This window comes from Blastococcus sp. SYSU D00669, assembly GCF_054050715.1.
The window spans coordinates 24844-36616 of sequence record NZ_JBJGZV010000024.1; the positions used below are offsets into that span (position 1 = coordinate 24844).

The 11773-nt window shown below is 72.2% G+C and carries 14 protein-coding genes and 3 tRNA genes; 1 reads left to right on the forward strand and 16 read right to left on the reverse strand.

The genetic code is table 11. The features are described from left to right. Positions 1–2: 2 nt before the first annotated feature. The 10 genes from ACI8AF_RS17180 to ACI8AF_RS17225 form a co-directional block, all read right to left on the reverse strand. Positions 3–869, reverse strand: a complete 867-nt coding sequence (locus ACI8AF_RS17180; protein ID WP_456540953.1) for an MlaE family ABC transporter permease — start codon at positions 867–869, stop codon at positions 3–5. Between the two features lies 1 nt (position 870). Continuing rightward, entirely contained in the window at positions 871–1686 is an 816-nt protein-coding gene (locus tag ACI8AF_RS17185) for an MlaE family ABC transporter permease (protein WP_456540954.1), read from the reverse strand. Beyond that, positions 1683–2858 (reverse strand): ABC transporter ATP-binding protein, encoded by a 1176-nt coding sequence (locus tag ACI8AF_RS17190; protein WP_456540955.1) that lies wholly within the window; start codon positions 2856–2858, stop codon positions 1683–1685. Before ACI8AF_RS17190 ends, ACI8AF_RS17185 begins: the two co-directional genes overlap by 4 nt. Positions 2859–3080: 222 nt before the next feature. Then, positions 3081–3476 (reverse strand): 50S ribosomal protein L7/L12, encoded by a 396-nt coding sequence (rplL, locus tag ACI8AF_RS17195; protein ID WP_456540956.1) that lies wholly within the window; start codon positions 3474–3476, stop codon positions 3081–3083. Between the two features lie 19 nt (positions 3477–3495). Beyond that, a complete protein-coding gene (rplJ, locus tag ACI8AF_RS17200; protein WP_456540957.1) occupies positions 3496–4104 on the reverse strand; it encodes a 50S ribosomal protein L10 in 609 nt (202 codons plus the stop codon). Between the two features lie 403 nt (positions 4105–4507). Beyond that, positions 4508–5227, reverse strand: a complete 720-nt coding sequence (rplA, locus tag ACI8AF_RS17205; protein ID WP_456540958.1) for a 50S ribosomal protein L1 — start codon at positions 5225–5227, stop codon at positions 4508–4510. A gap of 113 nt (positions 5228–5340) precedes the next feature. After that, positions 5341–5772, reverse strand: a complete 432-nt coding sequence (gene rplK / locus ACI8AF_RS17210) for a 50S ribosomal protein L11 (RefSeq protein ID WP_456540959.1) — start codon at positions 5770–5772, stop codon at positions 5341–5343. Between the two features lie 98 nt (positions 5773–5870). After that, on the reverse strand, positions 5871–6770 hold the full coding sequence (gene nusG / locus ACI8AF_RS17215; RefSeq protein ID WP_456540960.1) for a transcription termination/antitermination protein NusG: 900 nt from the start codon (positions 6768–6770) through the stop codon (positions 5871–5873). Positions 6771–6811: 41 nt separating this feature from the next. Beyond that, positions 6812–7357: a preprotein translocase subunit SecE gene (gene secE, locus ACI8AF_RS17220; protein ID WP_456540961.1), complete on the reverse strand. Its 546-nt coding sequence runs from the start codon at positions 7355–7357 to the stop codon at positions 6812–6814. A 64-nt stretch (positions 7358–7421) separates the two neighbouring features. Further along, positions 7422–7497: transfer RNA gene (locus tag ACI8AF_RS17225), tRNA-Trp, on the reverse strand. 184 nt (positions 7498–7681) lie between these two features. On the opposite strand from ACI8AF_RS17225, the gene ACI8AF_RS17230 reads away from it, so the two are divergent. Next, positions 7682–8932: a pyridoxal phosphate-dependent aminotransferase gene (locus ACI8AF_RS17230; RefSeq protein ID WP_456540962.1), complete on the forward strand. Its 1251-nt coding sequence runs from the start codon at positions 7682–7684 to the stop codon at positions 8930–8932. A gap of 14 nt (positions 8933–8946) precedes the next feature. Here ACI8AF_RS17230 and ACI8AF_RS17235 read toward each other — a convergent pair whose 3' ends face one another. The 6 genes from ACI8AF_RS17235 to ACI8AF_RS17260 all read right to left on the reverse strand — a co-directional run bounded on the left by ACI8AF_RS17235 (position 8947) and on the right by ACI8AF_RS17260 (position 11725). Continuing rightward, positions 8947–10374, reverse strand: a complete 1428-nt coding sequence (locus ACI8AF_RS17235; RefSeq protein ID WP_456540963.1) for a peptidase M1 — start codon at positions 10372–10374, stop codon at positions 8947–8949. Continuing rightward, on the reverse strand, positions 10371–10778 hold the full coding sequence (locus ACI8AF_RS17240; protein WP_456540964.1) for a MaoC family dehydratase: 408 nt from the start codon (positions 10776–10778) through the stop codon (positions 10371–10373). The genes ACI8AF_RS17235 and ACI8AF_RS17240 overlap by 4 nt, the downstream gene beginning before the upstream one ends. Beyond that, positions 10778–11221 carry an FAS1-like dehydratase domain-containing protein gene (locus ACI8AF_RS17245; RefSeq protein ID WP_456540965.1) on the reverse strand — a complete coding sequence of 148 codons (444 nt, stop codon included), beginning with the start codon at positions 11219–11221 and terminating at the stop codon, positions 10778–10780. Before ACI8AF_RS17245 ends, ACI8AF_RS17240 begins: the two co-directional genes overlap by 1 nt. 30 nt (positions 11222–11251) lie before the next feature. Next, entirely contained in the window at positions 11252–11416 is a 165-nt protein-coding gene (gene rpmG / locus ACI8AF_RS17250) for a 50S ribosomal protein L33 (RefSeq protein ID WP_448626809.1), read from the reverse strand. Positions 11417–11519: 103 nt separating this feature from the next. Beyond that, a tRNA-Met gene (locus ACI8AF_RS17255) sits at positions 11520–11593 on the reverse strand. A gap of 59 nt (positions 11594–11652) precedes the next feature. Next, a tRNA-Thr gene (locus ACI8AF_RS17260) sits at positions 11653–11725 on the reverse strand. Positions 11726–11773 lie beyond the last annotated feature (48 nt).

The following is an 11773-nucleotide window of genomic DNA, read 5'->3' on the forward strand; positions in this document are numbered from 1 at the left end:
GCTCACCCCGCGATCCGCACTGTCGTGGTGGAACCCCAGATGGCCAGGGAGAGGAACAGGTCGATGACGTTCACCGCGACGATGGAGAACCGCACCGCGCGGCCGACGGCCAGACCCACGCCCGCGGGGCCCCCGCTGGCGCGGTAGCCGTAGTAGCAGTGGGTCAGGATGATCACGACGGAGAAGACCAGCACCTTGACGAACGACCACAGCACGTCCTGCGGTGGCAGGAAGAGGTTGAAGTAGTGGTCGTAGGTCCCCGCTGACTGCCCGTACGCCTGCGTGGCGATGGTCCTCGTCGCGAAGTAGCTGGTGAGCAACCCGAGCACGTACAGCGGGATGACGGCGATGAAGCCGGCCACGATGCGCGTCGTGACGAGGAACGGCAGCGACGGCACGCCCATGACCTCGAGGGCGTCGATCTCCTCGTTGATCCGCATCGCGCCGATCTGCGCGGTGAACCCGCAGCCCACCGTCGCCGACAGCGCCAGGCCGGCGACCAGCGGCGCGATCTCGCGGGTGTTGAAGTACGCGGAGAGGAAGCCGGTGAACGCCGAAGTGCCGAGCTGGTCCAGCGCGGCGTAGCCCTGCAGGCCGACCTCGGTGCCGGTGAAGAAGGACAGGAAGGCGATGACGCCGACCGTGCCGCCGATGACCGCGAGCGCGCCCGTGCCGAAGGCGACCTCGGCGAGCAGCCGCACCGTCTCCTTCTTGTAGCGGCGCAGCGTCCGCGGCGTCCAGGCCAGGGCGCGGCCGTAGAAGCCGAGCTGGTCCCCGAGGTCGTCGAGGGTCTCCAGCGGCTTGCGGCCGACCCGGCGGAGGCGGCGGAACCGGAGGCGGATGCGGTCCGCGGGCGAGAGCAGTGCCACGTCACTGCCCCTTCGGCGGGACGAGCTGGAAGTAGATCGCCGTGATCACGAAGTTCACCGCGAACAGCAGCAGGAACGTGATGACGACGGACTGGTTCACGGCGTCGCCCACGCCCTTGGGCCCACCTCCGGCACGCAACCCCTTGTACGAGGCGACGATCGCCGCGATCAGCCCGAAGATCAGCGCTTTGATCTCACCGGACCAGAAGTCGGCCACCTGGGCGAGGGCGCTGAACGAGGCCAGGTACGCCCCGGGGGTGCCGCCCTGGAGGATGACGTTGAAGAAGTAGCCACCGGCGACGCCGACGACGCTGACCAGCCCGTTGAGCAGGACGGCGACGATCATCGCGGCGAGCACCCGGGGGACGACGAGGCGCTGGATCGGGCTGATGCCCAGCACCTCCATGGCGTCGATCTCGTCGCGGATCTTGCGCGCGCCCAGGTCGGCGCAGATCGCCGAGCCGCCGGCCCCGGCGATGAGCAGCGCGGTGACGATCGGGCTGGCCTCGCGCAGCACGGCCAGCACCGACGCCGACCCGGTGAACGACTGCGCGCCGAGCTGACGGGTCAGCGAGCCCAGCTGCAGCGCGATGACCGCGCCGAACGGGATCGCGACCAGGGCCGTGGGCAGGATGGTCACGCTGGCGACGAACCAGGTCTGCTGCACGAACTCGCGCAGCTGGAACGGCCGCTTGGGCAGCGCCCGGAGGACGTCGAGGGCGAAGGCGAAGAGGTTGCCGCTGGCCGCCAGCGGCCGGGTCGGCGAGAACTTGCCGTCGAAGAGGCCGGGGGCCTCGGGCTTGCCGGAGGCCGTCATCCCTCGCCCCGCGAGCCGGCCCACCAGGGACGACGCGCACCCGCTCCGGCGGGCTCGGCGACCGGCTCGCCCACCGGGCCGGCCTGCGGTGCGGCGTCGGGCTCGGGCGCCCAGTGCCGGCCCCGCGGCCCGGGCGCGGGCTGGTACGTGCCGGCGTCGGCGTGGGCCAGCAGGTCCTCGGGCAGGGAGGCGCGGATCGCGTCTGCGGTGTCCCGGTCGAACTCGTGGAGCATGCGCACGACCCGCTCCTGGCGGCGCCGCTGCGCCTTGCGCTCGGGCAGGCCGGGGGTGGGGTCGAGCTGCGGCGGGACGGCGTCCCCGCCGGTGGCGCCCTTCGGGCCGACGCCGTTGTGCTGGTCGCCGCCGCGCGCCTCGAGCGCCGCCATCTCGGCCTCGACCTGGGCGACGTCCTTCTCCTCGCTCATGCCGATCGGGCCCTCGCGGCGACCGTTGAGGAACTGCCGGACCACCGGCTCCTGGCTGGTGAGCAGCTGCTCGCGCGGGCCGAACATCGCCAGGTGGCGGCGGAAGAGCAGGCCGAGGTTGTCGGGCACGGTGCGGGCGGTGCCGATGTCGTGCGTGACGATGAGGAACGTGGCGTCGATCTGGGCGTTCAGGTCGACGATCAGCTGGTTGAGGTAGGCGACGCGGACCGGGTCGAGGCCGGAGTCGGGCTCGTCGAAGAGGATGATCTCGGGGTCGAGCACGAGGGCGCGGGCCAGGCCGGCGCGCTTGCGCATGCCGCCGGAGATCTCGCCGGGCAGCTTCCCCTCGGCGCCCTGGAGGCCGACCATCTCCATCTTCTCGAGGACGATGCCGCGGACCTCGGTCTCGCTCTTGCGCGTGTGCTCGCGGAGCGGGAAGGCGATGTTGTCGAAGAGGTTCATCGAGCCGAACAGCGCACCGTCCTGGAAGAGGACGCCGAACAGCTTCCGGATCTCGTACAGCTCGTGCTCGCTGCAGCGGACGATGTCGGTGCCCTCGATGACGATCGAGCCCTCTTCGGGCTTGAGCAGGCCGACGAGCGACTTGAGGAACACCGACTTGCCGGTGCCGGAGGGGCCGAGCAGCACGGAGATCTCACCGGGCGGCAGGGTCAGCGAGACGTCGCTCCAGATGTTCTGGCTGCCGAAGGACTTGGTCAGACCCTGGACCTCGACCGCGACGCCCACGAACGACCTCCCCTGCTCCGGCCCCGGCGCCGGTCCCCGCCACTGGCTCTACTCGTCAGTAACGACCGCCCATCGTCGGGGTTACGCAGGTCACGCAGCAAATCGAAGCTGTCACCCGGGCGAGCGACGCGCGGGAACGCCGCAGGGGCCGCCCTCCGGACGGAGGACGGCCCCTGCGGGACTGCGGGTGGTGCGTTCCCCGGCCTCAGGCCGGGGACTGCGTCACTTGACGGTGACGGTGGCGCCGGCGCCCTCGAGGGCGGCCTTGGCCTTCTCCGCGGCGTCCTTGGCGACCTTCTCCAGGACCGGCTTCGGCGCGCCGTCGACCAGGTCCTTGGCCTCCTTGAGGCCGAGCGAGGTCAGGCCGCGCACCTCCTTGATGACCTGGATCTTCTTGTCGCCGGCGCTCTCGAGGATGACGTCGAACTCGTCCTGCTCGGCAGCGGCCTCGGCGGCACCGCCGTCGCCACCACCGGCGGCCGGGGCGGCCGCGACGGCGACCGGGGCAGCAGCGGTGACCTCGAAGGTCTCCTCGAACTGCTTCACGAAGTCGGACAGCTCGAGCAGCGTCATCTCCTTGAACGCGTCGAGCAGCTCCGTGGTGGACAGCTTGGCCATGGTTCTCTCCTTCTCGGGGTCAGTCGGTGCTGGCCGCGGCGTCGGCCGGGGCAGCGTCGGTGTCGGGGGTGGTGTCAGCAGCGGCGGGGGCCTCGTCGGCCGCAGGCGCGCCCTCGGCGGGCTTCTTCTCCTGCAGCGCGGCGGCCAGGCGGGCGACCTGCGACAGCGGGGCCTGGAAGAGGCCGGCGGCCTTGGTCAGGTTGCCCTTCATCGCGCCGGCCAGCTTGGCCAGCAGGACCTCGCGCGGCTCGACGTCCGCGAGGCGGCTGACCTCGCGCGCGTCGACCGTGCGACCGTCGACCACGCCGCCCTTGACGACCAGCAGCGGGTTCGCCCGGGCGAAGTCGCGGATGGCCTTGGCGGCGCTTACCGGGTCGCCCTCGATGAAGGCGATCGCGGTGGGGCCGTTGAGCAGCGGGCCCAGGTCGGAGAAGCCGACCTCGTCCGCCGCCCGCTTCGTCAGGGTGTTCTTGACGACGGCGTAGCTGCTGCCCTCACCGAGGGAACGGCGCAGCTGGGTCAGCTGCGCCACGGTCAGCCCGCGGTACTCGGTGAGCACGGCCGCGCTGGACTTCTGGAACCGCTCGGTGATCTCGTCGATCACGGCGGCCTTCGCCTGCGTGGGCATGGGCCTCCTCTCGTCTGTCGGGCGACCACTGGCACCGACGACGGAGCGATCTGCCGGCCCCGGACAGACGGAACGCCCCGGCGCAGGCGCACGGGGCGAGGACGGGACGCACACGGCGCCCGTCGTTCGGACCGTCCTCCTGCGCGGGCCGCCCGGGGGTCCGGGACCTTCGATCGCACGCGGACGTGCGACCACCAGCGGTCTTGGGGGGAACGTCGACAAGGGTACACGCCCGCGACAACAGCCCGCCGCGGGCCCGGGCCGGCCGCCGAGACCACGCGATCTCGGCGCTCCGGGGGCCGGCGAGTGCCGAGATCACGGGATCTCGGCACAGCGGCCGCCGTCCTGCATGCAGAAGGGCCCCGCCGCGCGGTGCGCGGCGGGGCCCCTCAGCGGGTTGAACTCACGCGGAGGTCTCGTCCACCGTCAGGTTGCGGGTGCGGTTCGGGTCCACCGGGATGCCGGGGCCCATGGTGGTGGAGAAGGTGACCTTCTTCAGGTACCGGCCCTTGGCGGCGGCCGGCTTGGCCCGGAGCACCTCGTCGAGGGCGGCGGCGTAGTTCTCGACCAGCTTGGTCTGGTCGAACGACGCCTTGCCGATCACCAGGTGCAGGTTGGCCTGCTTGTCGACGCGGAAGTTGATCTTCCCGCCCTTGATGTCCGCGACGGCCTTGGCGACGTCGGGGGTCACGGTGCCGGTCTTGGGGTTCGGCATCAGGCCGCGGGGGCCGAGGATGCGGGCGATCCGGCCGACCTTGGCCATCTGGTCGGGGGTCGCGATCGCGGCGTCGAAGTCCAGGAAGCCGCCCTGGATGCGCTCGATCAGGTCGTCCGAGCCGACGACGTCGGCGCCGGCGGCCTCGGCCTCGGCGGCCTTGTCACCGGTCGCGAAGACGATGACGCGGGCGGTCTTGCCGGTACCGTGCGGCAGATTGACGGTGCCGCGGACCATCTGGTCGGCCTTGCGCGGGTCGACGCCCAGCCGCATGGCCACCTCGACGGTGGCGTCGTAGCTGGTCGGCGAGGTCTCCTTGGCCAGGGTGACCGCCTGCAGCGGGGAGTACAGGTTCTCGCGGTCGACCTTCTTGGCCGCCTCGAGGAACTTCTTGCCGTGCTTCGCCATGGTGGTTCCTCTCCCCCGGGATCGGGTCACCGGGAGGTCGTGTGGTGTGCGGGCCTGGCGCGGCCCTCCCACGAGTGCTGGATCTGGAGCGAGCGCTCCGGTGGGTGCAACGCTCAGCCGGTGACGGTGATGCCCATCGACCGGGCGGTGCCGGCGATGATCTTCTCGGCCTGGTCGAGGTCGTTGGCGTTCAGGTCGGCCATCTTGGTCTGCGCGATCTCGCGGACCTGGTCACGGGTGACCGTGGCGACCTTGGTCTTGTGCGGCTCGCCCGAGCCCTTCTCGACACCGGCGGCCTTGAGCAGCATGCGCGCGGCCGGCGGGGTCTTGGTGACGAAGGTGAACGAGCGGTCCTCGTAGACCGAGATCTCGACCGGGATGACGTTGCCGCGCTGCGACTCGGTCGCGGCGTTGTACGCCTTGCAGAACTCCATGATGTTGACGCCGTGCTGGCCCAGCGCCGGACCCACGGGCGGCGCGGGGGTGGCCGCACCGGCGTTGATCTGGAGCTTGATGACCGCGGTCAACCGCTTCCTGGGGGGCATGTCATTCCTTCTTCGTGGGACTTGTGCGTGGTCTTGGCTGGAAGGCCCCCTCGCAGGGGCCCGCGCCGAGCGTGCGAGGCGTGGCGGGCGAGGGGGTCCTAGATCTTCGAGACCTGGTTGAACGAGAGCTCGACCGGCGTCTCCCGGCCGAAGATGGAGACGAGCACCTGCAGCTTCTGCTGCTCGGCGTTGATCTCGTTGATCGTCGCGGGCAGGGTCGCGAACGGCCCGTCCATGACGGTGACCGACTCGCCGACCTCGAAGTCGACGACGGCGGCGGCCGCGCCCGACGGGGCGGCCCCACCGGTCGTGGCGGCCTCGGTCGCCTTCGCCGCCTGCGGGGTGACGGCCGGCGCCAGGATCTTCACGACCTCGTCGATGGTCAGCGGCGAGGGCTTGGAGGTGGCGCCGACGAAGCCGGTGACGCCCGGGGTGTTGCGGACCGCGCCCCACGACTCGTCGTTGAGCTCCATGCGGACCAGCAGGTAGCCCGGCAGGACCTTGCGGTTGACCTGCGCGCGCTTGCCGTTCTTGATCTCGGTGACCTCCTCGGTGGGCACCTCGATCTGGTAGATGTAGTCCTCGACGTCCAGCGACTGGATGCGCGCCTCGAGGTTGGTCTTCACCTTGTTCTCGTAGCCGGCGTAGCTGTGCACGACGTACCAGTCGCCCGGCATCATCCGCAGCTTCTTGCGCATGGCCTCGGCCGGGTCGGTCTCCTCGTCGTCCTCGACGAGCGCGTCGTCGGAGGACGGCGCGGGCGCGGCCAGCGGGTCGCTCACCAGGCTGTCGGCGTCGCCGCTCTCGACCTCCGGGGTCACGTCGGCGACCTCGGAGGCGGTGTCGAGGTCGGCGGTGTCTGTGGAGCTCTCGGCGGCAAAGGGCTCGCCGGCGTCGGTCTCGACGTCCACGGAACCGCGCACGTCGAACCGCGCGTCGTCGAGGTCGGTGGCCTCGACGGCGCTGTCGGTGTCGAAGGGTTCGCGGGGGTCGGTCACGGAGATCTCTTCCTCGTCGGGTGTGCGGGGCGTGGGGGCGGTCAGCCGAAGACCGCGAGCACGCCCTGGGCGAACAGCAGATCCAGACCGGCCACCAGGGCGACGATGAACGCCACGAAGATGATGACCACCGTCGTGTAGGTGATCAGCTCACGGCGGCCGGGCCAGATCACCTTGCGGAGCTCGGCGACCACCTCGCGCAGGAACCGGCGGAGGCTGCGGCGCTGCCGGACCTCCCCGGCACGGGCCTTGTCGGCCGCCGCCCGGGAGCGGGTGCCCGCACCGGCCCGCGCGGCCGGCCGCGACGGGGTGCGCTCGCGCGCCGCCCGGCGGGAGCGCGGGGCCGGCTCCTCGTCGTCGTCCTCGCGGTCCTCGTCGTCGGCCGTGATCCGGCCCCGGCGGCGGCGCGCGGGCGCGACGACCTTGTCCTCGTCCTCCGCGGCCTCGGCGGCCACCTCGTCCTCGGCGGCCTCGAGCTCGGCGGCGTCGTCGACGCCCGGGGCCTCCGCGTCGAGCTGCTCGTCGGTCAGCTCGGCGTCGGAAGGGGTGCGCGCGTCGTCGTCGCGTCCCGGCTTCTCGTCGCTCACTGCGCCTCGCTCGCCTCGTGGTGGTGGCCCGTCCGGCGGAGGGACCGTCTGTCGCGTGTGGTGCTGGCAGGGGTGACAGGACTTGAACCTGCAGCCTGCGGTTTTGGAGACCGCTGCTCTGCCAATTGAGCTACACCCCTAGGGGAACTGCAGACCTCGCCACGGCAACGCCGGGCCCGCAGGAGGTGGATCCGGGGCACGCCGGTGGCGGGGTCAACTGCCCCAGGACAGCCAGTGTACGGGACCGCGATCGGGAAGGGCCAACGTCGGTCCGAGCCCGGTACTCGGAGGCGGGACGGCGGTGGTCTTTGACACGATGAACGCATGACCGCCGTCTCCTCCTCGGAGCCCGCCCTGTCCGAGCTGCCGCCCGCGCAGCGCCGCATCTCCCGCCGCATCGCCGCGATCACCGAGTCGGCGACCCTGGCGGTCGACGCCAAGGCGAAGGCGCTCAAGGCGGCCGGCAAGCCGGTCATCGGCTTCGGCGCCGGCGAGCCGGACTTCCCGACGCCGGACTACATCGTCGAGGCCGCCGTGGCCGCCTGCCGGCAGCCGGCGATGCACCGGTACACCCCCGCCGGCGGCCTCCCGGCGCTCAAGGAGGCGATCGTCGCCAAGACGGCGCGCGACTCGGGCCTGGCGATCACCCCGGCCAACGTGCTGGTCACCAACGGCGGCAAGCAGGCCGTCTACGAGGCGTTCGCCACGATGCTCGACCCGGGCGACGAGGTGCTGCTGCCCGCTCCGTACTGGACCACCTACCCCGAGGCGATCCGGCTGGCCGGCGGCGTGCCGGTGCCGGTCGTGGCCGACGAGCAGAGCGGCTACCTGGTGTCGGCCGCGCAGCTGGAGGCCGCCCGCACGCCGCGCACCAAGGCGCTGCTGTTCTGCTCGCCGTCCAACCCGACCGGTGCGGTGCACCCGCGCGAGCAGGTCGAGGAGATCGGCCGCTGGGCCCTCGAGGCGGGCCTGTGGGTGCTCACCGACGAGATCTACGAGCACCTCACCTACGACGGGGCCACCGCGCCGTCGCTGCCCGTCGTCGTCCCCGAGCTGGCCGACCGCTGCGTCGTGGTCAACGGCGTCGCCAAGACCTACGCCATGACCGGCTGGCGGGTGGGCTGGGTCGTGGGCCCCACCGACGTCGTCAAGGCCGCCACCAACCTGCAGTCGCACGCCACCAGCAACGTGGCCAACGTCTCCCAGGCGGCCGCCGTGGCGGCGCTGAACGGCGACCTGTCCGCGGTGGCCACGATGCGCGAGGCGTTCGACCGCCGGCGGCGGACGATCGTCTCGATGCTCCGCGAGATCCCGGGCGTGGCCTGCCCCGAGCCGCAGGGCGCCTTCTACGTCTACCCGTCGGTGAAGGGCCTGCTGGGCCGCGACATCGGCGGCCGGACGGCGCAGGACACCGTGGAGCTCGCGGAGATCGTCCTGGAGCAGGCCGAGGTCGCGGTCGTGCCGGGCGAGGCGTTCGGCACCCCGGGCTACCTGCGGCTGTCCTACGCCCTGGGCGACGACGACCTGGCCGAGGGCGTCGGCCGCCTGCAGCGCCTGCTGGGCTCGGCCGGCTGAGGGTCGGCGGGGCTTCAGCGGTCCAGGGACTCCTTGGACACCGCACCCGCCTGCAGGAGGACCGCCAGCGCGGGCGGCACCTGGGCGAACGCGGCCGCGACGTCGGCCGGGGTCGCGATCGTCCAGGCGTTGGCGTCGACGTAGCAGCGCATCGCCGCGTCGAACGCCTCCGCGCCGGCGGCGTCCCGCGCGGCCAGCAGCGCGGCGCCGCCCTTGCCGTAGACGGTGGAGAAGTAGGCGTCGTCGTCGGGGAACTCGTCCATCGACCCGCCCACCTCGCCCGGCCGCTGCAGCGCCCGGTCGACGGCGCTGTCGTTCGCCGCGTAGTTCACCGACTCGGTGAAGGTGGCGAACGCCTCGTCCAGCCACGGGTCGCGGAACTGCGAGTCGCCGACCATCCCGTAGAACCACATGTGCCCGACCTCGTGCACCAGCACGTTCCGGCTCGGCGCGGCCATGAGGATGCTGCTGGGGTACTCGATGCCCCCGCCGTACGAGGGCAGCAGCGGCACGGTGAGCGTCTCGTAGGGGAACGGCCCGAACCGGCCCTCGAGGTCGGTGATCGCCTGCACGGTCCAGTCGGCCAGCTGCCCGAGCTCGAGGTCTCCCCCGGGCAGCACGCCCACGGTGACCCGCGTGCCCCCCTCCGTCGTCCGCTCCTCGGTGGTGAAGTCGCCGGCGGCGACGCTGACGTCGCGGGCGACCGGCTCGGTGGAGGTCCACGTCCGCCGGCCGTCCTCGGGTGCCGACGGCTCGGCCATGTCGCCGGTCATGAGCACGGTCAGCGCCTCGGGGGCCGACACGGAGATCGTGGTGTCGGCGACCGGGCTGCTCGCCGTCTCGCCCTGCAGCTGCACGAAGGGGTCCTCGGCCCAGCCGACGCCCGGCTCCCAGGCCAGGAGCGGGAACCCGCTGGCCCACCAGGACAGGCCGTCGTCGGTGCCGAACCGGTCGAACTCGCCGCCGCCCAGCCGGAGGGTGAAGTCCAGCTCGACCTCGGTGGAGTCGCCCGCGGCCAGCTCGCCGTCCAGGGCGACCTCGTACAGGCCGCCGGGACCGGCCGCCCCGGCGGCGACGTAGCGCCCCTCGTCGACGTCGTCGCCGCGCACCTCGTCGACGGTGAGCTGGTTGCCCGACCGGGCGGACGGCGGCGCGTTGGCCACCAGGCGGAACACCAGCCGGTCGGTGTCCAGGTCGGGGGTGAAGGTGACCGTCTCGGTGCCGGTGACCGTCGTCCCGTCGTCGGACAGCCGGAACTCGAGATCGATCACCGGGCGGTCGGGATCGGGCTCGGCGCGCTCGGCCGGGCAGCTGAACCCCTCGTCCTCGGCCGCACCGCCGGAGGGGGCCGCCGCGGGCGCGGACATGCCCTCGACGAACGACGTGCAGCCGGTCAGCACCAGCAGGGCGGCCAGGGCCGCCCCGCCGCGCGCCCGCCTCACGGCAGGCGGACGACGGCCCGGGCCAGGGAGAGCACCTTCTCGCCGGCGCTGGTCACGGTCAGGTCCACGCGGTAGCGGTCGTCGTCGAGCACGGCGGCGACCTTGCCACGGACCGTCACCGTCGTGCCGGTGTCGTCGTCCGGTACGACGACGGGCCGGCCGAACCGGACGTGGTACTCGACCAGCGCGGCCGGGTCGCCGGCCCACGAGGTGACCGCGCGCCCGGCGAGCGCCATGGTCAGCATCCCGTGGGCGATGACGTCGGGCAGGCCCACCGAGGTGGCCACGCGCTGGTTCCAGTGGATCGGGTTGAAGTCGCCCGAGGCGCCGGCGTAGCGGACGAGGTCGGCGCGGGTGACCGGGAAGGTCTGCTCGGGCAGCTCCGTGCCCACCTCGACGGCCATCAGGCGCCCCGCGCGACGAGCATGGAGGTGGCCGTGCAGACCGCTTCGCCGTCCTCGGTGGCGAGCTCGACCCGGGTCGTGAGCATGTCGTTGCCCGCCACGCTCCGGACGTTCTCGATGGTGGTCGTGGCGACCAGCCGGTCACCGGCGCGGATCGGGCGGTGGTGGGCGAACTTCTGCTCGCCGTGGACCACCCGGCTGTAGTCGAGGGCGACGTCGGGGTCGTCGAGCACGCTCGTGGCCGCCTCGAGGCTCACCACGATGGCGAACGTCGGCGGGGCGACGACGTCGGGGTGCCCGGCCGCGCGGGCGGCCGCCGCGTCGCGGTGCACCGGGTCGGGGTCACCGATCGCCGCGGCGAACTCGGCGATCTTCGCGCGACCGACCTCGTAGACGGCCGAGGGCGGGTAGCTGCGCCCGACCAGTCCTGGGTCCAGCGCCATGCTCCCGCCCTCGTCCCGCTGCCGGACGCGTCAGCGCGTCTCGCGGTGGACCGTGTGCTTGCGGTCGTGCGGGCAGTACTTCTTCAGCTCGAGCCGGTCGGGGTCGTTGCGCCGGTTCTTGCGGGTGATGTAGTTGCGGTTCTTGCACTCCTGGCAGGCCAGGGTGATCTTCGGACGGATGTCGGTGGCTGCCACGGTGTGCGCTCCTAGCCTTGTCGGTCGGGCCGTCCCCTGGACGACCCGCGTGCCGGCGGGGTTGCCGACACGGCGACGGACCCCCGAGGGGGTCCGTGGTGAGTAGCGGTGACCGGATTTGAACCGGTGACACAGCGATTATGAGCCGCTTGCTCTGCCTGGCTGAGCTACACCGCCGGGACGACCGCGCGGCCCGGTCTCGCGACAGGACCGGTCGGTCGCTTCTCGATGTTACGAGCCCCTTTACGGAATCGAACCGTAGACCTTCTCCTTACCATGGAGACGCTCTGCCGACTGAGCTAAAGGGGCGTTGTCGGACTGCTGGGAACTGTACCCGACGCCTCCCGGCCGCCCTGA